The sequence below is a fragment of the Microbacterium sp. A8/3-1 genome (assembly GCF_040267695.1).
Lineage (GTDB): Bacteria > Actinomycetota > Actinomycetes > Actinomycetales > Microbacteriaceae > Microbacterium > Microbacterium luteolum.
In genome coordinates this window covers 3187334-3209349 of the sequence record NZ_CP158357.1, presented here as the reverse complement: position 1 = coordinate 3209349, position 22016 = coordinate 3187334, and the positions used below count along the sequence as shown (strand labels likewise).

Annotated in this window: 22 protein-coding genes; 7 read left to right on the top strand and 15 right to left on the bottom strand. The window is 69.5% G+C overall.

The window, feature by feature from the left end; translation table 11 throughout:
• The first annotated feature begins 139 nt into the window (after positions 1 to 139).
• Both ABS642_RS15730 and ABS642_RS15725 read left to right on the top strand, forming a co-directional pair.
• Positions 140 to 991 (top strand): alpha/beta hydrolase, encoded by an 852-nt coding sequence (locus ABS642_RS15730; protein ID WP_350350830.1) that lies wholly within the window; start codon positions 140 to 142, stop codon positions 989 to 991.
• A gap of 35 nt (positions 992 to 1026) precedes the next feature.
• Positions 1027 to 2937 (top strand): GAF domain-containing protein, encoded by a 1911-nt coding sequence (locus ABS642_RS15725; protein ID WP_350350829.1) that lies wholly within the window; start codon positions 1027 to 1029, stop codon positions 2935 to 2937.
• Positions 2938 to 3112: 175 nt separating this feature from the next.
• On the opposite strand, the gene ABS642_RS15720 is transcribed toward ABS642_RS15725, so the two are convergent.
• The 9 genes from ABS642_RS15720 to ABS642_RS15680 form a co-directional block, all read right to left on the bottom strand.
• Positions 3113 to 3538, bottom strand: a complete 426-nt coding sequence (locus ABS642_RS15720; protein ID WP_350350828.1) for a cupin domain-containing protein — start codon at positions 3536 to 3538, stop codon at positions 3113 to 3115.
• A gap of 2 nt (positions 3539 to 3540) precedes the next feature.
• On the bottom strand, positions 3541 to 4314 hold the full coding sequence (locus tag ABS642_RS15715; RefSeq protein WP_350350827.1) for an ATP-binding cassette domain-containing protein: 774 nt from the start codon (positions 4312 to 4314) through the stop codon (positions 3541 to 3543).
• The gene (locus tag ABS642_RS15710) at positions 4311 to 5180 is read right to left on the bottom strand and encodes an ABC transporter ATP-binding protein (protein ID WP_350350826.1); all 870 of its coding nucleotides are present in this window, start codon (positions 5178 to 5180) and stop codon (positions 4311 to 4313) included. The genes ABS642_RS15715 and ABS642_RS15710 overlap by 4 nt, the downstream gene beginning before the upstream one ends.
• An 88-nt stretch (positions 5181 to 5268) precedes the next feature.
• Positions 5269 to 6852, bottom strand: a complete 1584-nt coding sequence (locus ABS642_RS15705) for an ABC transporter substrate-binding protein (protein ID WP_350350825.1) — start codon at positions 6850 to 6852, stop codon at positions 5269 to 5271.
• Entirely contained in the window at positions 6849 to 7856 is a 1008-nt protein-coding gene (locus ABS642_RS15700) for an ABC transporter permease (RefSeq protein WP_350350824.1), read from the bottom strand. The genes ABS642_RS15705 and ABS642_RS15700 overlap by 4 nt, the downstream gene beginning before the upstream one ends.
• Complete coding sequence (locus tag ABS642_RS15695) at positions 7853 to 8803, bottom strand: ABC transporter permease (RefSeq protein WP_350350823.1); 951 nt, start codon at positions 8801 to 8803, stop codon at positions 7853 to 7855. The genes ABS642_RS15700 and ABS642_RS15695 overlap by 4 nt, the downstream gene beginning before the upstream one ends.
• A 7-nt stretch (positions 8804 to 8810) precedes the next feature.
• Complete coding sequence (gene solA, locus ABS642_RS15690) at positions 8811 to 9980, bottom strand: N-methyl-L-tryptophan oxidase (protein ID WP_350350822.1); 1170 nt, start codon at positions 9978 to 9980, stop codon at positions 8811 to 8813.
• Between the two features lie 135 nt (positions 9981 to 10115).
• Positions 10116 to 10694, bottom strand: coding sequence for an isochorismatase family protein (locus ABS642_RS15685; RefSeq protein WP_350350821.1), 579 nt, complete (start codon positions 10692 to 10694; stop codon positions 10116 to 10118).
• Between the two features lie 80 nt (positions 10695 to 10774).
• The gene (locus ABS642_RS15680) at positions 10775 to 11203 is read right to left on the bottom strand and encodes a MarR family transcriptional regulator (RefSeq protein WP_350350820.1); all 429 of its coding nucleotides are present in this window, start codon (positions 11201 to 11203) and stop codon (positions 10775 to 10777) included.
• A 71-nt stretch (positions 11204 to 11274) separates the two neighbouring features.
• Between ABS642_RS15680 and ABS642_RS15675 the strand changes: the two genes are divergently transcribed.
• Positions 11275 to 11682 (top strand): hypothetical protein, encoded by a 408-nt coding sequence (locus ABS642_RS15675; RefSeq protein ID WP_350350819.1) that lies wholly within the window; start codon positions 11275 to 11277, stop codon positions 11680 to 11682.
• Here the strand turns inward: ABS642_RS15675 and corA are convergent.
• Both corA and ABS642_RS15665 read right to left on the bottom strand, forming a co-directional pair.
• Positions 11679 to 12695, bottom strand: a complete 1017-nt coding sequence (gene corA, locus ABS642_RS15670; protein ID WP_350350818.1) for a magnesium/cobalt transporter CorA — start codon at positions 12693 to 12695, stop codon at positions 11679 to 11681. The genes ABS642_RS15675 and corA overlap by 4 nt on opposite strands.
• A gap of 35 nt (positions 12696 to 12730) precedes the next feature.
• Positions 12731 to 14005 (bottom strand): serine hydrolase domain-containing protein, encoded by a 1275-nt coding sequence (locus ABS642_RS15665; RefSeq protein WP_350350817.1) that lies wholly within the window; start codon positions 14003 to 14005, stop codon positions 12731 to 12733.
• Between the two features lie 97 nt (positions 14006 to 14102).
• On the opposite strand from ABS642_RS15665, the gene ABS642_RS15660 reads away from it, so the two are divergent.
• Both ABS642_RS15660 and ABS642_RS15655 read left to right on the top strand, forming a co-directional pair.
• On the top strand, positions 14103 to 14417 hold the full coding sequence (locus ABS642_RS15660; protein WP_350350816.1) for a DUF2470 domain-containing protein: 315 nt from the start codon (positions 14103 to 14105) through the stop codon (positions 14415 to 14417).
• A 50-nt stretch (positions 14418 to 14467) separates the two neighbouring features.
• A complete protein-coding gene (locus ABS642_RS15655; RefSeq protein WP_350350815.1) occupies positions 14468 to 15115 on the top strand; it encodes a biliverdin-producing heme oxygenase in 648 nt (215 codons plus the stop codon).
• An 86-nt stretch (positions 15116 to 15201) separates the two neighbouring features.
• On the opposite strand, the gene ABS642_RS15650 is transcribed toward ABS642_RS15655, so the two are convergent.
• On the bottom strand, positions 15202 to 16623 hold the full coding sequence (locus tag ABS642_RS15650; protein ID WP_350353451.1) for an AAA family ATPase: 1422 nt from the start codon (positions 16621 to 16623) through the stop codon (positions 15202 to 15204).
• A 115-nt stretch (positions 16624 to 16738) separates the two neighbouring features.
• Between ABS642_RS15650 and ABS642_RS15645 the strand changes: the two genes are divergently transcribed.
• Positions 16739 to 17809 carry a hypothetical protein gene (locus ABS642_RS15645; protein WP_350350814.1) on the top strand — a complete coding sequence of 357 codons (1071 nt, stop codon included), beginning with the start codon at positions 16739 to 16741 and terminating at the stop codon, positions 17807 to 17809.
• Positions 17810 to 17818: 9 nt separating this feature from the next.
• Here the strand turns inward: ABS642_RS15645 and ABS642_RS15640 are convergent, their stop codons facing one another.
• From ABS642_RS15640 to ABS642_RS15630, 3 genes are all read right to left on the bottom strand, one after another.
• Positions 17819 to 19831 carry a cytochrome c oxidase assembly protein gene (locus tag ABS642_RS15640; RefSeq protein WP_350350813.1) on the bottom strand — a complete coding sequence of 671 codons (2013 nt, stop codon included), beginning with the start codon at positions 19829 to 19831 and terminating at the stop codon, positions 17819 to 17821.
• A 101-nt stretch (positions 19832 to 19932) separates the two neighbouring features.
• Positions 19933 to 20220 (bottom strand): HU family DNA-binding protein, encoded by a 288-nt coding sequence (locus ABS642_RS15635; RefSeq protein ID WP_017203554.1) that lies wholly within the window; start codon positions 20218 to 20220, stop codon positions 19933 to 19935.
• Positions 20221 to 20403: 183 nt separating this feature from the next.
• Positions 20404 to 20982: a helix-turn-helix domain-containing protein gene (locus tag ABS642_RS15630; protein ID WP_350350812.1), complete on the bottom strand. Its 579-nt coding sequence runs from the start codon at positions 20980 to 20982 to the stop codon at positions 20404 to 20406.
• 160 nt (positions 20983 to 21142) lie between these two features.
• Between ABS642_RS15630 and ABS642_RS15625 the strand changes: the two genes are divergently transcribed.
• The gene (locus tag ABS642_RS15625) at positions 21143 to 21994 is read left to right on the top strand and encodes an alpha/beta fold hydrolase (RefSeq protein ID WP_350350811.1); all 852 of its coding nucleotides are present in this window, start codon (positions 21143 to 21145) and stop codon (positions 21992 to 21994) included.
• Positions 21995 to 22016 lie beyond the last annotated feature (22 nt).

Sequence of the window (22016 nt, the reverse complement as noted above, 5' to 3'; positions counted from 1 at the left end):
GAGCGACGATGGGTGGAAAGCTCACCGCATGCGTCTCGCTGTATGCGGATGACACATCCGCCTGCGCCGGTCGCCGACCTAGACTCGCACCACATCCCGGACCGCGGTCGCTCGCGTCCGCTGCGCGTGAGGAGATCCGATGCCCTACACCGAATCCGCCGACCTGCGCCTCTATTACGAGGTGTTCGGTGACGACGATGCCCCCGTGCTGGTGCTCGTCTCCGGCGGCGGCGCCCAGCTGCTCTCCTGGGACGAGCACTTCATCGGGATGCTGACCGCGGGGGGCCTGCGCGTGGTGCGCTTCGACAACCGCGACACCGGGCTGTCCGCGCGCCTCGGCGGCGAGGACGACCTCGACGGCGGGTACGACCTCTCCGACCTGGCGGAGGACGTGCTGCGCGTGCTCGACGATCTCGGCGTCGCCGCGGCCCATGTCGCCGGGCATTCGATGGGCGGCATGATGGCGCAGATGCTCGCGATCGAGCATCCGGATCGGGTATTGAGCCTCGGACTGCTCTCGACCATCCCCGGGCAGTCGCCGCGGTACGTGCTGCACGAACGCCCCGACGTGAGCGCGCCGCCGGTGCGGGTCACCCGGGAGCAGGCGGTGGAGTTCGCCGGGCTCTACGCCGAGTCGACGCGGCTCGGCTCCTTCGATCCGCAGGTCGAGTGGCACCGGGCCGCCGCCGGCGAGGCGTACGACCGCGGGTACTTCCCCGAGGGCTTCTCGCGGCAGTGGGCGGCGCTCCTCCGGGCGCCGGAACGGCTGGACTCGCTGAAGGCCGTGACCGTGCCGACCCTCGTCTTCCACGGCCGGGAGGATGACGTGCTGCACTGGGCATCCGCTGTCGACATCGCCGAGGCGATCCCCGGGGCCGAGCTGCAGGTGCACGCCGAAATGGGGCACCTCATCCCGCACGAGCTGTGGCCCGACCTCGTGGCCGCGTTGCTGCGCACGATCGCCAGAGCGGATGCCGTCGCCGCCCGCTGACGCGGGCCGCACACATCGCGCCGTACAGTGAAGTGATGCCCGAGGACACCGAAGCGATCGCCGCGCTGCTCGACGCGGCGTACGACCCCGAGCTGGTCGGACCAACCGCGGTCAGCGACGCGCTTCAGCGTCTGGGCGCGACCGACGATGCCGCCACCGCGTTGGCGGAGCGGGTCGGCCGCGCGCAGCGCGAGCTGTCCCGCCTGCGACGCCGCGAGCACGAGCTGACGGCGCTGTTCTCCAGCGCCAGGGAGCTGGCCGAGCTGCGCGACAGCGACGCCGTGCTCGCGCGTCTGGTGCAGCGCGCCAGGGAGATGATGGGCGTCGACCTGGCCTACCTCTCCGAGTTCGACACCGACAGCCGTGAGCTGCGGGTGCGCGAGACGAGCGGTTCGGTGAGCGCGTCGTTCCAGACGCTTCGCGTGCCGCCGGGTCGCGGTCTCGCGAGCGTCGTCGTCGAGTCGCGCACCGCGCACTGGGTCGCCGACTACACCGCCTACGCCGCCGACCGGCACGACGCCGGTATCGACGACGCCGTCTCGGCGGAGGGCCTGGTCTCGCTGCTGGGCGTGCCGATGCTGACCAGCGACGACGTGCTCGGCGTGCTCTTCGTGGCGAACCGCGAAAAGAAGAGCTTCTCTCCCGACGAGGTCGCGCTGCTGTCGGCTGTCGCCGACCATGCCTCCGTCATCCTGCAGACGACGCAGACCCTGCGGGATCTGCAGCTCTCCGAAGACGCCAGCCGTCGCACCCTCGAGAGCCTGACCGCGCACCTGGTCGAGCGCGATCGGGCGAACACCGTGCATCAGGAGCTCGTACAGGCCGTGCTCGCCGGCGGCGGTTTCGGTCCCGTCGCCGAGACGCTCGCTTCGGCCCTCGGCCGCGCGGTCGCGATCATCGACGCACAGGAGAACGTGATCGCCGCAGCAGGACTGCCGCTCTCCCCCGGGATGCTGTCACTCGACGAACCGGTGCGCGACGCCCTCGCCGAAAGCCGCCGTCACGGTCACTGCGTACCGGTCGCCGGGAGCGGGGTCCGGGCAGTATCGGCCCTCACCGCGGGCAGCCGCCACTTCGGTGCGCTGCTGCTCGGCGACGGCGACTTCGAGCTCGGCGCGGTCGACCTCCGCACGATCGAGCGGGCGGCCCAGGTCGGCGCCTTGCTCGAACTGCAGCAGGAAGCGGCATCCGGTGCCGACCACCGCGTGCGCAGCGAGCTGATCGCCGACATCCTCGACGACGTGCCGGAGCGGCGGGCCGACGTGGAACGGCGCGCCCGCCGGCTCGGCGTCGACCTCGCCGCGCTCGACTCGCTCCTGGTACTGGCCGTCGCGGGCGATCAGCAGACGCCGGCGGCCCGCGCGGTCATGCGACAGCTCGACGACCGCGTCCTAGTCGGCGAGTACCGCGGCTTCGTCGTCGCCGCCTATTCGGGGGGACGCGGTGAGGTCCAGCCCGATCGGCTGCGCACGCAGGTCGCATCCGCCATCCAGGGATCCGTCGCGGTCGTCGTGCCCCCGCCGGCGAAAGGCCCCCTGCCCGCGGCGTTCCTCGCCGCCCGGCGCACGGCTCGTCTGCTCGCCGCGCTCGAGCTCATCGACCTCACCGCGCACGTCGAGGACTTCCTCCCCTACTCGGCCGTGCTCGACACCGACGCCCACGGCCTGTCGTCGTTCCTGCGCGACACGATCGGCGCCGTGCGGCAGTACGACGCGGAGCGCAACGCCGACCTGATCGGCACCCTCCGCGCCTTCGTGCGCAACAACGCGAGCCCCACCCGCACCGCCAGGGCCCTCAACTTCCACACCAACACGATCCTGCAGCGGCTCGACCGCCTCGACCACGTGCTCGGCGCGGACTGGCGCGACGACGAGCGGATGTTCCGGCTCGGCATCGCCGTGCGCCTCGACGAACTGCGCGAGAGGCTGCAGGGCGGGAAGGGCTGAGGGCGGGTTCTGCGTCGGAGGGTGCGTCTGGCGCAGCATCCGTGTCCGCCGCACGCGCGCCCGCACGCGCAATGAAGGAGAACGGCGCGAATGCAGGAGCCCAGCGGCATCCGCTCCTGCATTGCGTGAGATCTCCTGCGCAGCGCGCGGCCGTGGCACCGAAACACCCGGCGACCTACCGGTCCGCCTCCGCGTCGAACGCCTCCACCCCGGTCTGGGGGAACGGATGCTGCCCGCGCGGGCCGAACACGAGCATGAGCTCGGCTGCGGCATCCGACTCGTTCCGCACGCCATGCTGCATACCCTCCGGGGCGTAGAACGCATCGCCTGCGCGCAGCACCTGTCGATCCTCGCCCGCGGTGATCACGACCTCGCCCTGCGTGACGATGTACATCTCATCGGAGCTGTTCGTGGAGCAGCTGTCCTGGTCGCCTGCCAGGTGGTGGTGCTGCCCTTCCTCCGCGCCGGGCTCCAAGTGATACCGCATCACCGAGATCGGCAGCGCGGAAGTCTCCTTGAAGTACCACTCGATGCCGATGCGGCCCGCGCCGTCGTACAGCTCCCAGTCGTGGGCGTTGTCGCCCGCCCGCTGAATCCTCATGGTCAGGTGCGGTACAGCACCGGCATCGATTCCAGCAGACGCTGGGTGTACGGATGCTCGGGCGCGTTCATGACCTGCTCGCCGGTGCCTTCCTCGACGACCTTGCCCTGGTGCATGACCGCGACCCGGTGCGCGAGGTGGTGCACGACGGCGAGGTTGTGCGTGATGAAGAGGTACGTGACACCGGTGTCCTTCTGCAGCTGCACGAGTAGGTTCAGCACCTGCGCCTGCACCGAGACGTCGAGCGCCGACGTCGGCTCGTCGAGCACGACGAACTCGGGCTCCGCGGCCATGGCCCGAGCGATCGCGATGCGCTGACGCTGTCCTCCGGAGAACTCGTGCGGGTAGCGCTCGGCCGAGTCCATCGGCAGTCCGACGCGATCGAGCGCATCAGCCAGGCGGCGGCGGCGCTCCTTCGACCCGATGCCGGCGGCCACGAGCGGCTCGGAGATCGATCGGGCGACCGTGAAGCGCGGATCGAGCGAGTCGTTCGGGTCCTGGAACACCATCTGGATGCGGCGGCGATGAGTACGCAGGGCGCGGCCGCGCAGTCCGGTGACGTCCTCGCCGTCGAACTCGATGGTCCCGGCGGTCGGCTTGCGCATCAGCAGGATCGCGCGGGCGAGGGTGCTCTTGCCCGACCCGGACTCGCCGACCAGGCCCAGCGTCTCGCCGCGAGGAACGGCCAGGCTCACGTCGTCGAGCGCCACCATGGCGTTGTCGCCGTGTCCGAAGCGCTGGGTGATGTTCTTCACCCGGAGCACGTCGTCACTCATGAGGCCTCCTCCAGTTCGGCGGGCGCCTCGGTGAAGTCGTTGAGCGCCGGGATCACCGCGAGCGGCGAGCGCACCGGCACCGACGGCCGCGGGATACTCTCCAGCAGCGCGCGCGTGTACGGATGCCGAGGATCCTCGAGCACGCGTCGCGCCGAGCCCGATTCGACGACCCGGCCGCGGTACATCACCGCGACCCGTTCGCAGAGTTGACCGATCACTCCGAGGTCGTGGCTGATGAACAGCACGCCCATCCCGGTCTCGTCGCGGAGGCTCTTGATCAGTTCGAGGATCTGCGCCTGCACCGTGACGTCGAGCGCGGTGGTCGGTTCATCCGCCACGAGCAGGTCGGGGCCAGCGGCCACGGCGATCGCGATGACGACGCGCTGACGCTGACCGCCGGAGAGCTGGTGCGGATAGTAGCTGAGCCGCTTCTCGGCATCCGGCATCTGCACCAGCTGCAGGATCTCGAGAGCGCGCGCCCGCGCCCGCCTCTTGTCGGTCTTGCCGTGGATCTGCAGTACCTCGGCGATCTGGGCGCCGATGCGCATGCACGGGTTGAGGGCAGCCATCGGCTCCTGGAAGACCATCGACGCCTTCACGCCGCGCACCTGTTCCCAGTCGCGCTCCGTCGCGTCCTGCATCTCCGCACCGGCGACCGTCATGCGGCCGGCCGTCACGCGAGCCGAGTCGGGCAGCAGCCCCATCATCGCCAGCGCGATGCTGGACTTCCCGCTGCCGGACTCGCCGATCACTCCGACGATCTCGCCCTTGCGCACGCGCAGCGAGACGCCGGAGACCGACGGCGGGGCGGTGCCGTAGGAGATGCTGAGGTCTTCGACGCGGAGGGCGTCGACGTCGTCGGTCATGCGCGGCCCGGCTTTCTCTCTGGTGCGGAGGAACAGGTGGATGCCCGGGCGTCGGCGCTCATGTTCACGCCGACGCCCGGGCGGGGTGTCACTGCGACAGCCAGGCCCGATCGAGAGCCGAGCGCGAGTAGAACGCGTCGTTCTCGTAATCGTGCAGCTTGCTACCGTCCCAGACCTCGAAGTACACCGGCACTGCCGCCGGCACGAACTCGAGCGCCTGCTCGGCGGCTTCGTTCGCCAGCTGCGCCACGAGGTCGGTGTACTCCTCGGGGGATGCGGCGGACTTCGCGGCCTTCAACAGTTCGCGCGCCTTGTCGGCGTCGGGGTTTCCGTCCCAGTGGTTGTACACGCCGCCCTCGAGCAGGACCGGCTCCAGGTAGAACGCGGCCGAGGCGCGCGGACTGCCGGGGATGGCGACCAGGTCGGTCCAGGACTCGCCCGTGGTGAAGATCGGCGCGATCTCGGCGAGCGGCGTCGACTTCAGGTTCAGCGTGATCCCCGCCTCGGCCAGCTGCTGCTGCATCATCTCGTAGACCGGGTGGTGGGCCTGGGCGACGTCGCCCATGTAGCTCAGCGTGATCTCGGGGTTCGGCTGGCCGGCTTCCTCGAGCAGGCGCTTCGCCTCATCCACATCGCGCTGGTGGTAAGGCAGCTTCGTCGCGTCGGTAGCGCCGGGGTCGCCGGCCGGGGGCACGAACGAGACACCCGCGTTGCCCAGCATCGCCGTGTCGACGAGAGCCTGGCGGTCCAGCGCGAGCGAGAAGGCGCGGCGCACGTTCACGTCGGACAGCGGTCCTGCCTCGGGGTTCACGTAGATGGCGAGGTTCTGGCGGAACGCGGCATCGCCGAGGGTGAAGCCCGACTGCTCGGCCTGCTGGGCGAGGCTGCCGTCGATGAACGATGCGGCCTGCACGCTCCCCTGCTGCACGGCGGCGAGGAGCGTGTTCTCGTCGGGGTAGAGTTCGAAGACGATCTCGTCGAGGTAGGGTTCCTCGCCCCAGTAGTCCTCGTTCTTCTCCATGGTGACGGAAACGCCCTGGTTCCACTCGGTCACCTGGAAGGCGCCGGTGCCGAAGCTGGTGGTCTGGCGCTCCTCCTCGGTCGCGTTGCCGTAGCCCTCTTCGCTCACGATGAGGAACGTCTGGCGGGCGGAGACCGCGTCGAGGAATGTGCCGTCGGGCTCGCTGAAGTGGAACGTTACCTCGTGGTCGCCGGTGGCCTCCACGCTTTCCATGAGGCTGAGGTAGGTGGCGTTCGTGCCGCCGTCCTTGCGCGTCTCGAAGGAGTAGACCACGTCTCCGGCGTCGAACGGCGTGCCGTCCGAGAAGGTCACGTCGTCGCGCAGCTGGAACACCCAGGTGAGCTCGTCGACCTGCTCGTACTCGGTGGCGAGGGCGGGCTCGATCTTGTTGTCGTCGTCGCGGGTGAGGAGCGTGTCGTAGGCCATCGAGTAGATGACCTCGGCGGCGATGGCCGAGGCGACCATCGGGTCGATGCCACCGGCAGAGGGCTCTGCGGGGACACCCCAGGTGAGGGTGCCACCGGCGACCGGGTCGCCCGCGGGCTCTTCGGCGCCGCCGCCACCGCCACCGCCACCGGCGGAGCATCCGGAGATCGTCAGGGTGACGACGGCGAGTGCTGCCGCCGTCCCTGCCCAGGATCGTCTGTTCATGAGGGCCTCTTCTCGGTTCGGGACTGCTGTGTTCGGGACTGCTCGGTTCGGGTGTCGTGCGCGGATGCGGTGGAGCTGTCGGATGCGGCGGTCTTCGCACGCCGCGGCAAGCGTCGCTTCGAGCGTCCACCGAGCGAGAAGGCCGGTTCGCGACGGGGCGCGAGGTAGTCCTGCATGCCGTCGGCGAGGAGGTTCCAGCCGGCCGAGAGCAGGAGGATCACCAGCGACGGGAGGATGATGAGCAGCGGCTGTAGCTGCATGAAGCGAGTGAACTCGCTGATCATGCGGCCGGCCGACGGCTCCGGCGCCTGCACGCCCTGACCCAGGTAGCTGAGGGCGGCCTCGATCAGGACGACCTGCGAGGCGACGGAGGCGAACTGCACGAACAGCGGGGTGAGCACATTGGGCAGCAGGTGCTCGGCGATCACCCGGTGGGGACGTACGCCGCTGAGCGTGGCCGCCAGCACGAAGTCCCGCTCCCGCAGAGCGATGACCGGGGCCCGCATGACCCGGGCGAAGCCGGGCGCGAAGACGAGTCCGAGCGCGAGGATCAGCGGCCAGGGGCCGTTGCCGATCACGACGCCGACGACGAGCGCGACGAGGATGGCGGGGAGGGCGAGGATGGCGTCGACCACGCGCATGATGACCGCGTCGACCCACCCGCCGACGTAGCCGGCGATCAAGCCGAAGAACGTGCCGATCACGGCGCCGAGCAGAGCCGCAGCGCCCGAGATGACGAGGCTGGTCCGTGCGGCGAGCGCGAGGCGGGTGAAGGTGTCCCGACCGAGGTTGTCGGTGCCGAGGAAGTGCTCGGCCGACGGCCCGCCGAGAGGCGTGCCGGAGGCGGCGAACGGATCATGCATCGGCCAGAAGCTCATCCAGCCGGCGAGGATCAGGATGACGCCGAGGATGCCGGCGCCGCCCCAGAAAGCGGGGCCGAAGCGGCGGCGAGCCGGACGCTTGCCCGCGACCTTCGCGAGGGCGAGCTCTCGTGTGACGGTCATCGCGCGTGCACCCTCACTCTGGGGTCGATCAGCGGGTAAAGCAGATCGACGGCGAAATTGATCACGACGTAGACGACGCCGATGAGAAGGACCGTCGCCTGGATGATCGGGTAGTCGGACGAGCGGATGCCGGTCAGCAGCAGCGATCCCATGCCGGGCAGCGAGAACACGGCCTCGATTACCACGGTGCCGCCGACGAGCGCGGCGAGCTCGATGCCGATGACCGTGGTGACCGGGATGAGGGCGTTGCGCAGCGCGTGCCGGGTGACGAGGCGGCCGGGTGAGGCGCCCTTGGCCCTGGCCGTGCGCACGAAGTCCTGTCCGAGCGTGTCGAGCAGCGTGCCGCGGGTGTACCGGGCGATGATCGCCGCCAGCACGATGCCGATCAGGAGCGCGGGCAGCAGCAGCACCCCGAAGGCCCGGAGCGGATCGTTCGCGGCACCGGCGTAGCCGACGAGCGGGAGTCGCAGGGTGAGCGAGTTGACGAGGATCAGCACGGTTCCGAGCACGAACGGCGGTGTGGCGAGGAGCACGAACGAGAGTCCTCGCACGACCGTGTCGGGCAGTCGGCGCCACCGCGTCGCGGCGAGGACTCCGGCGGGAATGCCGAGCGCAGTGCCGATCACCGTCGCCATCACCGCGAGCGTGAGGCTCAGCGGAAGCCTGGTGGCGATCAGGCCGGACACCTCGCCGGGGATCGTGATCGCGCGGCCGAAGTCGCCCTGGACGACGCCGAGCAGCCAGACGAAGTACTGCGTGATCCACGGCTGGTCCAGCCCGAGCTGCGTCCGCAGCGCGTCGAGCTTCGCGGGATCGGGGTTCGCCGGGTCCGCGAAGGCGGCCAGCGGATCGCCCGGGATGATCCGGACCATCGAGAAGACCAGGACCGACAGGACGAGCAGGACGAAGAGCGAGGAGAAGACGCGGGAGATGATGTATCGGGTCATCCGCGGGTCACCCCTCGGTGTGGAACGGGCTGGCGGCGCCGCCCGCGAGCTCACGGACCATCGAATCGGCCGCATCGAACTCGCTGAGGTCGTCGGTCGATTCGCCGTCCAGGGCCAGCTCGGCCAGCACCCGCCCCAGTGTCGGCGTGAACTTGAAGCCGTGCCCTGCGGCGAGACCGACGATGATGTCGGGATGCTGCGGCAGCGCGCTGAGCACGAATCGGCGGTCCTTGGTGAGCGCATACTGGCAGGTCACGGTGCGCAGCTCCGGCCCCTTGCCTGGGATGAGACCGTCCATGAACTCGGACAGCTGGGCCGTGAGCTCAGGCGACGGGACGAACGACCGCTGCTCTGGGTTCATCCGGTTCTCCGACACGTCGCGAGCCGCCTTGATGCTCGGCTCCCCGAACGTGGGGAAGCCGTAGTAGCACTCGTCGTCCTCCCAGATCCACACCGGGAAGCGCGCCCGGTCGTACTGGTCGGGCTCAGCGGGGTGGAAGTACGTGACCTGCTCCTGCATGATGTCGAGCGGGATCGCCGCATCGAGCGGCTCGAGCAGCATGTTGGTCCAGGCATCGGCCGCGACGACCACCTTGCCTGCGCGGATGTCGCCGTTCGCTGTGTGCACGACGACGCCCTCGGCATCCGGGGTGAGCGACAGCACCGCCGTGCGATCGCGGATCTCGGCGCCGTGCATCCGGGCCCGCATCTGCAGGGTCGCGACGGTGCGCGACGCATGGGCGATGCCGGTGTCGGCCGTGTACACGGTCTCGACGTTCTCCGGCACGCGGAACTGCGGCCAGCGCGCCTGCACCTCGGCGGGCGAGAGCAACTCATGCTCGACGCCGCACTCGTTCAGGGCGACAGTGAAGTCGGTCGCCGAGTAGGGGCCGTCGATCGGGATGAGGATCACGCCGCCCGTGATGGTGAGCAGCCGCTCGCCCGATTCCCGCTCGAGGTCGGCCCAGTCGCGGTACGCCGACTGAGCGAGGCGGACGTAGGCGGTCGATCCGTACGAGGTACGGACGATCCGTGAGGTGTCGTGCGAGGCGCCGCGCACATGGCCGAGCTCGTACTGCTCGAACGCCACCACCTTCGCCCCGCGGCGAGCCAAGTGGTACGCGGTCGCGCTTCCGATCGCCCCCATTCCGACGACGGCCACCTCGAAGGACTCCATGGCTGCTCCGCTTCTCTCGCGGCGTCCGGTGCATGCCACCGGCTCGCTGCTGTCAGTGTGCGGGCGGCGATGAAGTCTCGACTATGGAATGAACGTCCACAGTGACGGAGTCGGAATGTGCGAAGTTGCCACGACTCAGCTGCGCGGGTCGCCCCCGATCCGCGTCTTCGTGTCGGTGATCGTGGCGAAACCGCGCGCCGAGAGGATGCTCTCGGTGCGGCGCATGATGTCGTCACCCGACACCGCGGCGAGCGCGCCGTGGGACGGGATGGCGGAGGTCGTCGTGGCATCCGTGACGAACTCGACCTCGAAGCCGAGGTCGGCGGCGACGCGCGCCGTCGTCTCGCAGCACTGCTCGGTGCGGATGCCGCAGATCACGACCCGGCGGATGCCGACGCCCTGCAGCCGCTCCTGAAGATCGGTCGATGTGAAGGCGTTGATCGTGGTCTTCGTGACGGCCGCTTCGTCGTCTCGGGGGCCGAGCTCACCGATCACGCGCACGAACCCGAGCGCGGGGTCGAACACTCCCCCGGTCCCGGGCTCGGAGTGGGTGATCCACACGACCGGGTCGCCGACCGTCCTGGCGTGATCGACGAGAAGCGCGATGTTGTCGAGTACCGCGGGATTCGCGGTGGCCGCCCAGTCGTCGGGACGCTGGCGGAAGGACTCCTGCGCGTCGATCACGAGGAGGGCAGTGTCGGAGGATGCGGTCATCCGTTCAGCTTGGGTCCGCCGTCTGCGACCCCACAAGGCGCGGAACGGTCAGCGACGGGAGGGATCCCGCCACTCCCCGCTCACGACCCGGCCGGCTCGCGCCCGAGGCGGGTGATCATGTCGAGGAAGACCCCGCGCTCGTCCGCGGTCAGCGGCGCCAGGAAGTCGGTCTGCGCCTGCTCGACGACGGCGTCGAGGCGCAGGAGCTCGTCGCGCCCTCGTGCGGTGAGGGAGACGAGATTCTGCCGCCGGTCGGTCGGGTGCGCAGCGCGCATGATGAGCGCGTCCTTCTCCAGAGCGCTCAGCGCGACCGAGACATCGCTGCGGTCGAGACCCGTCACGCGCCCGAGCTCGGCTTGACTCACGGCGCCTGCTTCGTCGAGCGCCGCGAGTAGGCGGTAGTGATACGCCCGCGCTCCGGCGTCGGCGAACAGCTCCTGCAGAAGCGAGTGGGCACGGAGGTGCGCGCGGCTGACCTGCCACGTCGCCCGACCGTCGAGACGTTCCATGTCCCCACTCTACTCGTTGGCCTTACCCACGATCTGATATCGTTGGCTGGGCCAACTAAAAGGAGAAGACCATGCTCGCTTTCAGCACACAGCTCATCGGACAGACGGAGAAGGCCTTGAATGCGCTCCTGCGCACGGTGCTGGTCGACCGACAGCTCTCCGAGCGCGAGTGGGTCGCGCTGCGTCTCACCTCGCAGTTCGACGGCCCCGGCACTCTCGTCGAGACCATCAGGGACAGCGCGCAGTTCACCGACGCCGCCGACCTCCTGTCCGGCCTCGAGGCGCGCGGCCTGGTCATGGACGATGCGCTCAGCGCGGCGGGAGCGGACCTGGTCGCCGAGATCAGCCGCGAGATCGGAGCCCTGACCGAGCCCATCTGGGCGAGCATCGCCCCCGCCGATGCCGAGGCCGCGGCACGCGCACTCGACGGCGTGCTGACCCGGACCAGGGCGCTCCTGCGCGGCGAGAGTCAGCCCTAGAGCCAGCCCTTGCGCTTGAAGGCCGCGTACAGCCCGACGCCCATGGCGAGCATCAGACCGATCGCCATCGGATAGCCGAGCACCCAGTGCAGCTCGGGCATGTGGTCGAAGTTCATCCCGTAGATGGTGCCGACCAGCGTCGGGGCGAACAGGATCGCGGCCCATCCGGAGATCTTCTTGACCTCATCGTTCTGGCGGATGCTGAGCTCGGTCATCCGCCGCATCTCCTCGTTCTGCCGGCGCGCCACGATGGTCGACTCGACCGTGAGGGCGTTGTCCAGCACCGTGCGGAACGTGGTCGCGCGATCGGTGACGCGCAGCGTGTGGTCGAGGACGTCGCGCAGATACTTCTGCAGCTCTTCGCTCACCCGGTACTTGTCCGACCCGCGCAGCAGGGCCTCCAGCATCCCCGAGAGCGGCTGCGTCGCGCGCTGGAAGTCGATGACCTCGCGGCCGAGGTCGTAGATGCGCTGCGTGGCGTCCACATCCTCCTCGAACAGCTGGCTCTCGATCTCGTCGATGTCGTTCTCGAGCCCGGCCAGCACCGGCGCGTACTCGTCGACCACCTCGTCGAGGATGGCGTAGAGCACCGCCTCCGGCCCGTGGCCGAGCAGCGTCGGATCGTCTTCCAATCGCCGGCGGACCCGCCCGAGATCGGGCGACTCGGCGTGCCGGATGGTCACCACGAAGTCCGGGCCGACGAGGACGTGCACCTCGCCGAACTCGACCTCCTCCGACGCATCGAGGTAGCGCGCCGGTCGCAGGACCATGAACAGCACGTCGCCATAGCGCTCCAGCTTCGACCGCTGGTGTCCGGCGAGCGCGTCCTCGACGACGAGCGCATGGATGCCGAACTCATCGGCGACCGCGCGGAGCTCCGCCTCACTGGGGCGGTACAGCCCGATCCAGCTCATCCCGCCGCGCTCGCGCATGCGCTCGAACGTCTCGCTGAGAGTCTGCGGATTCTCGGTGCGGACGCCGTTCACGTAGATCGCGTTGTCGATGATCGCCATCGTCGCCGTCCTCGCTCTGCCGGATCAGCCCCGGATCACTCCACGGGCGGTTCGACGCAGACGAGCGCGGCGTCGAGGATGGCCTGGTGGTACTGCCCGGCCGTGAACGGCAGTCCGAACTCCGGTGCGGTCTCGCCGGAGGCCGCCGGCGCCTTGGAGGCGATCGCTGCGAGCTCCCACGAGAGGTACTGCGCGAACGTCGCGCCCGCCGTGGAGTCGTTCAGCACGACCGCCACCGTGAAGCCGGTCGTCGGGTCCGAGTAGGCGGCCGTCGCGTACCCGGGGGTCCAGCCGTGCTGGCCGACCATCGAGCCGACGAGGTAGGCGCCGCCCGTGGCCTGGTACCAGGACGCGGCGTCGGCAGCGACCGGGAGCGGAGCACCGAAGCGGTTCGGCTTGTCCTTGTCCTTGCGGAGCACCTGCGCCGCCTCGGCCTGCGCGTAGCGGCCGAGGTCGGTGATCGTCGAGACGACGCCGGAGTCCGTGAAACCGGCGCTGGACGAGAGCGCGGTGATGTCGACCGGTGCCGCGCAGGTGTATCCACCCGTGACGCCGTTGATGAAGTGCCCGTTCATCGACGGCGGGTCGGCCTTGACGCCCGGCAGCGACGTGTCAGGAAGGCCGAGGGGCTCGGTGACGTACTCCGCGATCAGCTCGGAGGCGGTCATCCCGGAGGCGCGCTCGAGCGCCATGCCGAGCAGCAGATATCCCGAGTCCGAATCGCGGTAGGTCGTGTGCGCGGCGACGCGGGTGATGCCCAGGCCGTAGCCCGCGAGCTCCAGAGGCGCCCACACGCGCTCGGGGGTGTTCAGCCAGGCGTTCTTCGCGACCGTCTCGGACGACCCGGCGCCGCTGGTGCCGTTGCAGAGGTCGAGGAGAGTGATGTCCTGCATGTCGGCGACGCCCGACACGTACTTCGGGACCTTGGCGTCGAGCTCGACGGTCCCCTCGTCGACGAGGGCGTAGAGCACATCGCAGGTCATCAGACGCGTCACGTCGGCGATGCGGAAGGACATGTCGGTGTCGACGGGCGTCGCTCCGTCGCGATCCTGCGTGCCGGTCGCCGTGACCCAGGTGCCGCTCCAGGGGACCCACACCCCGACGATGGCCCCGGAGGCACCGGACGCCGCGACCGCACTGTCGACCGCTTCCTGCATGGCGGCGACCGTGTCGTCCGGCAGTGCGCCGTCGACCTGAGCGGGTGGCGTGTACGTGAAAGTCTCACCGGAGGAACAGCCGGTGAGGACCAGACCGATCACGGCCGCAGTGGCCGCGACGGCGCGCCACCGGCGCGACGAGAGATGCTGCATGGAAAGTACCCCCGAAGACGTGTCTCCCGAGTCTAGAACGCGGATGCTGAAATTCTGCACCGGCACCCGCTGCGCCGAGCGCCTCTAAGGTGTGAATGTGCCCCACGCCTTCGATGCCGATGTGATCTCCGCCGTCCTCCGCCACATGAACGGCGACCACACCGATGACAATCTCCTCATCGCGCGCGCCTTCGCCGCACCGGCCGATGCCCCGATCACGGATGCCGTGATGGTCGGCTTCGACGGCGACGGCGGAGTGTGGGAGATCACGCGGAACGCCACGGTCTCCGAGCTCCGCGTGCCGTGGCCGGGCGGCCCGATCGACGACCGGCCGGCCGTCCGCCGCGAGGTCGTCGCGCTCTACGACGCCGCCTGCGCACGTCTCGGAGTCGAGCCGCGCCCGCACGCCTGAGCCGCATCTCGCACTTCCGCATCAGGTTAGGTAAGCCTTACACTGGTCGCATGCCCGAGATCCTCTCCTTCTCCGCCGCCCTGCGCGAACGCTCCTCCGGGTCGCATTCCCGCAGCGAGGGCGCCGGCTTCATGTCCGACCTGCTGAAGGGCGAGGGCTCGCGCGAGGACTACATCTCGCTGGTCTCGCAGCACTACTTCATCTACGAGGCGCTCGAGGCAGCCGGCGAGCGGATGCGCCAGGACCCCGTGGCATCCGTCTTCCTCAGCGACAAGCTGACCCGCCTTCCCGCTCTCGAGGCCGACCTCGCCTTCCTGCTCGGGGCCGACTGGCTCGAGCGCATCACGCCGCTGCCGACCACCCAGCGCTACGTCGAGCGCATCCGTCAGGTCGGCGCGACCTGGGCCGGCGGCTTCGTCGCCCACCACTACACGCGGTACCTCGGCGATCTGTCCGGCGGCATCTTCATCGGCCGTGTGATGGCGCGGCGCTTCGGGTTCGAGACCAACGGCATCGGCTTCTACCTGTTCGACGACATCGCCGACCCGTCCGCCTTCAAGGACGTCTACCGCGAGCAGCTCGACGCCGCCCCGTGGGACCAGGCGGAGCGTGAGCGCGTGATCGACGAGGTCCTCCTCGCCTACCGCTTCAACACCGAGCTCTTCGAAGACCTCGACCGCGCCCGCGTCGCGGCCTGACGATTCGCGACCGCTCGGACGCTTCGACAAGCTCAGCGACCCAGGAGGCTGGGTCCCTGAGCTTGTCGAAGGGCCGAAACGCCGCGTCACCCCTTCGGCAGCTCCGGCGTCGACTTCGCGAGCCACGCCTCGCGCATGAACCGCCGCACGTCCTCGTCGACGCGGATGTCGGTGGGGCGCAGCGCACGCGACAGGTACAGACCCTCCAGTGACGTCAGCCGGCTGAGGGCGACATACGTCTGGCCGGGGGCGAACGCCCCGGAGCCCAGGTCGATGATCGCGCGCTCGTACGTCTTCCCCTGCGACTTGTGGATCGTCACGGCCCAGGCCAGGCGCAGCGGGAACTGCGTGAACTCGGCCACCACGTCGCGGGAGAGCTTCTTGGTGCTCTGGTCGTAGGCGTAGCGGAAGCGTTCCCAGACCGCCGGCTCGACGTCGACCTCCTCGCCGTCGATGTCGACGCGCACCGCGCTCCCGAGGATGCGGATCACGGTGCCGATCGTGCCGTTCACCCAGCGGGGCGGCTCGCCCGACATCGCGGTGTCGTTGCGCAGGAACATGACCTGCGCGCCGACCTTGAGCTTCAGCTCCGACTCCGCCGGCAGCGACGCCTCGCCCCGCCCGAAGTCGCCGCTGACCTCGGCCCGCGCCGTCTGCTCCTTGCCGGGCAGGGCGTTCAGGTGCTGGCTGTTGATCTTGTTCACGATGTCGTTGCGGGTCGCGAGCGTGATCATCGGCACCTCGCCGGGCTCGGGGTCCGGTGGCGTGCGGGCTCCCTGGGCGTTGAGCACCCCGGCGATCTCGGCCGTCACCCGCCCGTACCGCACCGCGTTCAGCATCGCCTTGAATCCGTCGTCGGACTGCCGGTGGATGTTCACCAGCTCGCGCACGTGCAGCTCGGCCCGCGTGTCGACGGCGAAGAGGCCGTCCTGGTCGGAGGAGCCGTAGCCGTGCGACTCGGCCCGCGTGCCGGAACCGGTCCAGGGCCCCGCCCACACCTTCGCATCGAAGAACCAGAACGACCGGTAGTGATCCTGCACGTAGCGGGCCTCGTCGCCGCGCGGCGGCACCGGAGCCAGCTGGTACGGATCGCCGAACATCACCACCTGCACTCCGCCGAAGGGCTCGCCGCGCCGACCGCGCGCCTGCCGCAGCGAGCGGTCGATGGCATCCATCAGATCGGCGTTGACCATGGAGATCTCGTCGATCACCAGGGTCTCGATCGCATTGAGGATGCGACGGGTCGCGTCGTTCTGGTCGATGTCGGCGTCGCCGATGAGCCCGATCGGCAGGCGGAAGAGGGAGTGGATGGTCTGCCCCTCCACATTCAGCGCCGCGACCCCGGTCGGAGCGCAGATCGCGATCTGCTTCTTCGTGTTCCAGGCGAAGTGCTGCAGGAGCGTCGACTTGCCGGTGCCGGCGCGCCCGGTGATGAAGACGTGCTCGCCGGTGTCCTCGATGAGCCGGAACAGCTCTTGCTGCTCCTCGGACAGGGCGGGAAGGGACACGGTTCTCACAGGGGCAGCAGACGGACACGGGGCGCCCACCCATGCTACGTCCCGGCATCCGCCCGGAGTCGCCGACGCTCGGCGTCGTCCCAGGACGCCCTCCTAGACTGACGCCATGCAGCAGGTCGCGACCACGGGGGCCCGGCGCGCCCGTCTCGGTGCCGACCTGGCGATGCTCGCGCTCGTGGGCGTCCTGCTCCTCGCCGCGATCGGCGCCGGCGGCGCCACGCTCTACCAGCAGTTCTACGGACCGTCGGCGTTCGTGACCCGCTATCTCGACCTCCTCGCCGCCGGCCGTGCCGCAGACGCCCTGCGGATCCCCGGCGTGGCCGTCGACCGCGAGACGCTGGACGCGGCAGGCATCGACGCCGCGGCATCCGAGGCCATGCTCCGTCACGCCGCGCTCGCCCCGCTGACCGACGTCGAGATCGAGTCGGAGGAGCCCGCCGACGGCAAGACGGCCGTGACCGTCAGCTACAAGGCCGGCGGCCACGCCGGAACCACCACGTTCCTCGTCGAACAGGACGGCTGGGCCGGAGTCACCCCCGACTGGCGCTTCACCACCAGCCCGCTGGCGGTCGTCGACCTCACGGTGCTCGGGGCCGACCGTTTCGCCGTGAACGGCTTCGAGGTCGATCGCCGCCAGGTGTCAGCCGCCGGGGCGGAGGCTGCCGCGGCCGATCCGCTGCCGCTGCTCGTGTTCACGCCCGGCCTGTACTCCGTCACGGTCGACACCCCCATCGCGCAGGCGTCGGGCACCGGGGTCCTCGCCGACACTCCCCTGGCCATCACGCCGCTCGAGGTGCAGACGACGCCGACCGAGGAGTTCATCGGCGTCGTGCAGCAGCGCGTCGAGGAGTTCCTCACCGAGTGCACGACTCAGGAAGTGCTGATGCCGGCCGCGTGCCCGTTCGGCCTCGAGGTCAGGAACCGCATCGCCTCCCCGCCGAAGTGGTCGATCAGCACCCAGCCACAGGTCACTGTCGCACCCGACGGCGGCAACTGGCAGATCCCCACGACGGATGCCGTCGCCCACGTCGAGGTCGAGATCCAGTCCCTGTTCGACGGCTCCGTCGAGCCGGTGTCCGAAGACGTGCCGTTCCAGGTCAACGGCACGATCACCATCCTGCCGGACGGCACCGCGTCGATCCGGGTCGGATCCCCCGACGACACCGTCTCCGACTGATCCGTCCTTCTAGCGGCGCTCGTGCTCCGCGGCGCGCCGGTCCCGCTCGGCGAGCGCCGCGAGCTTGGCGTTGTACTCCGCGAGCTCGGCGTCGCCCGTGCGATCCGCGTTCCGGTCGGTCCGACGCTGCAGCTTCGTGTCGTTGCGGCTCCACTGGATCGCGACCGTGATCGCCAGGATCAGGGTCGGGATCTCGCCGATCGACCAGGCGATGCCACCGCCGACGTACTGGTCCGCCATCGGGTCTGCACCCCAGGCGCGGCCCATCGACCCGAACCAGTCGGCGACCATGAGACCCTCCTGCATCATGATCGCGATGCCGAAGAACGCGTGCATGGCCATGATGGCGATGAGGGTGATGAGGCGTCCGGGGTACGGCAGGCGGTACGGCACGGGGTCGGCGCCGATCAGGCTCATCACGAACAGGTAGCCCGACATCAGGAAGTGGATGACCATCCACTCGTGACCGAGATGCTCGTACATCGACCAGCGCACGAGATCGGTGAAGTAGAACGCCCACAGCGACAGGATGAAGATGGCCGCCGCGACGAACGGATGCGTGAGAACGCGGGCGACGGGCGAATGCACGGCCCACATGATCCACTCGCGGCCGCCGCGGGTGCCGTCGTCGCGCTTGTGGACGGCGCGCAGCGCGAGGGTGATCGGGGCCCCGGTCACGAGCAGCAGCGGGATCGCCATCGACAGCATCATGTGCCCGAGCATGTGCACGCTGAACAGGTACTCCTGGTACGCGTTGATCGGCCCGCCGGTCACCCAGACGAGCAGCAGCATCCCGAGGATCCAGAACACGGTGCGGTAGATCGGCCAACGATCGCCGCGACGGTGCAGGCGGATCACGCCGGCGAGGTAGAGGAAGAGTCCGAACCCGGCGGCGACGAGCCAGAGCACGTCGATGTTCCATGCCGTGAACCAGCGCTCGAGGGTGAGCTCCGGCGGGAGCGTCGCGCCGGTCAGGATCTCGGCGGGCGTCTGGGCGAACGCGGCGGTCTCGCCGGTCGGTGGGGGCGTGCGAGCGAGCGCTGCAGCGGCACCGGAGGCGAGCCCCATCAGGGCGACCTCGCCGAGCACCAGCATCCAGAACCAGCGGGTGGCGCGTTCCCCGGAGAGCTTCGGGATGAGCCGGGTGCGGTACCAGGCACCGAGCAGGCCCATGCCGACGAGCAGGGCGACCTTCGCGAGGACGATCGCGCCGTACGGGGTGGCCCAGAGCGCGTCCCAGCTGCCGACCGCGACGATCGACCGGGTGACGCCCGACACCGCGACGACCGCGAAGGCCGCGATCGCGAGCGACGAGTATCGCGCCACCAGTCGCGGGGTGTCGACGTCGGTGCGTCCGCGCAGGAGCACGAGCAGCAGCAGTCCACCGAGCCAGACGGCCGCGGCGATCATGTGCAGCAGAATCGAGTTCACCGCGATGTTGTGGCCGGCGAGATCTCCCGCGTGCCCCTGCGTCGCGAGCGGGAGGAAGGATGCCGCGGCGAGGAGCGCCGTGATGAGCGTGGGTGTCCACGTGCGCCAGGCGAACGCGAGGACCGTGATGACGGCGCCGAAGATCGTGGTGATGAGCCAGGACTGGCCGAGGGGCAGGTCGAGCAGGAACCGGCCGAGCTGCGTGCCGAACTCGCGCTCGATGCTGAGCTTCGGGTTGAACGCCGCCATGAACGCGAGGAAACCGGCGAGCCCGGACGCGACCGTGAAGATCGCGGCCCCGACCGATGCGATGTTCAGCGCCGCGTCGAAAGCCTTCTCGCCGGCGCGCAGCGCGAACAGGGCGAGCACGAGGGAGCCGAGCATCGCGGCGCCGGCGATGTTCATGACCAGCCTCGCGATCGGAGTGCCCCACAGCACGAAGGGTCCAGGGTCCTGCAGGAGCGGAGGCTTGGCGCCTCCTCCGAGGGCGAGCGCGATCACGGTCGCGACGACCGCCGCGACGAGGAGGATCGCGATCCCGGCGAGTCGATACGCCGAGGACCGGGTGGTCGTCTCGGCGCGGGAAGTCACCCCACCAGCCTAAGCCGCGGCATCCGTGCCGGCTGACCGTCCGGGAACGCCGAAGGCCGCCATCCCGCGAGGGACGGCGGCCTTCGTGAAGGTGCGTCGAATTACTTGACGGCAGCCTTGAGCTTGGAGCCAGCGGTCACCTTGACGCGCTTGCCGGCCGGGATCTTGATCTCGGCGCCGGTCTGCGGGTTGCGGCCCGTGCGGGCAGCCGTGTCGACCTGCTCGAACGAGATCCAGCCCGGGATCGAGACCTTGCTGCCCTTGGCAACGGCGTCGGAGACCGTGGCGAACAGCGAGTCGAGGACACCGGAGACGGTGGCCTGGCTCTGGCCCGTGGCGCTTGCGATGCTCGCGACGAGCTCGGTCTTGGTGATGGACTTGTCAGCCATGTCACTCCTCCAGCGACGAGATCCCGTCGCATCGTTGTGGGTTCGGAGCGGATGCTCCTGGTCTTGCGACCGCCTCGAATGTATCAACGACCGCCCGCATTTCCGCGTCATTTCGCGGGTTTTGGGCAATTACTGGGCGTGTCGCACCACTTTGGTCACTCCAGTCACAGGTTTCAGGCCGTTTCACGACCGGTGGGCGTCGATCACGGAACGCGCGGTGCGCTCGAAAGCCGGCGTCACGCGGTCGTCGCCGTCGAGGTATCCGCCCACGAGGGCCGCGTCCCGCAGCAGGACGAGGGATGCCGCGACGTCGGCCGGTCGGTCGAGACCAGCCGCTTCGGCGACGGCCTGCAGGGTCGCACGGAACCACTCGCGGTGCTCGCCGATGAGCTGCCGCACGGCGCCGGCGGCATCCGGATACTCGGCGGCCGCATTGATGAACGGGCAGCCGCGCGTGTGGCGGTGGCGGATGTCGGCGGCGATGCCGTCGATCACCGCGGTCAGCAGGTCGTCGGGGGCAGCGCCGGTTGAGCCGGCGGCAGCGAACAGCTCTCGGAGCATCGTGTCCTCGTTCGCGAGGTACGCGAGCACGAGGTTCTCCTTGCCGCCGAACTGCTTGTAGAGGGTGGCGCGCGTCACCGCGGCCTCCTCGATCACGCGATCGACGCCCACCGCGTGGATGCCCTCCTCGTAGAAGAGCCGGGTGGCGGCGTCGATCAATCGTGCGCGGGCGGGACTGGGGCGCTTCGTGGTGGTGGTCATGATCTCTCTCCTCTCATCGTCGCATCCGATCCCCGCATCCGGTGCTCGTATCCGGTCCTCGAGAAGAATTTCGGAAAAGGGGTTGCGGTAGATAGAACGTTCGGTCTACTATCACTATACGGCAGCCGCACAGGGCGGGGCCCGACAAGGAGAAGACATCATGAACAGCACCGACATCACCAGCACCGGCAAGGCACCGATCGTCCTGATCCACGGACTGTGGATGACGCCGAAGAGCTGGGACACCTGGGCCGAGCGCTTCCGGGCGAAGGGGCACGAGGTCATCGTTCCCGGGTGGCCCGGCATCGACGACCGCACGGTCGAGGACATCCGCCGGAACCCGGAGGCCCTCAAGGGCATCGGCCTGAAGCAGATCGCCGACCACTACGAGCGCATCATCCGCGCCCTCCCGGTCAAGCCGATCATCATGGGCCACTCGTTCGGCGGTGTGATCACCCAGATGCTCGCCGATCGCGGACTCGGTGTCGCCTACGTGGGCGTCGCGCCGGGACAGACCGCCGGCGTCACGGCACTCCCCCTCTCCACCCTCTGGACCGGCACGCCGATCCTCGCGAACCCGTTCGGCCGCAACGGCGCCAAGCCGCTGTCCAAGCGCCACTTCCACTTCACCTTCGGCAACGACCTTCCCCGCGCAGCATCCGATCTGCTCTGGGAGGACTACGCGGTGAACTCCTACAACCGGGTCTTCTTCGAGGGCGTCACCTCCGTGCTGAACGAGAAGGGCGGCGTGACCCACGTCGACTACGCCCGCACCGACCGTGCACCGCTGCTGCTGATCGCCGGCGAGATCGACCACGTCGTGCCGCCGGCCATCGTCCGCGCGATCGAGAAGAAGTACCGCTCCACCGGCAGCCCGTCCATCGTCGAGCGCAAGGAGTACGCCGGACGGACGCACCGCCTGGTCAGCCAGGACGGCTGGGAAGAGATCGCCGACGAGGCCCTCGCCTGGGCGGTGTCGCACGCGGCCCAGCCGACGGCATCCGTCGCCTGATGCCGGGGCGCTGCGCGTCGGC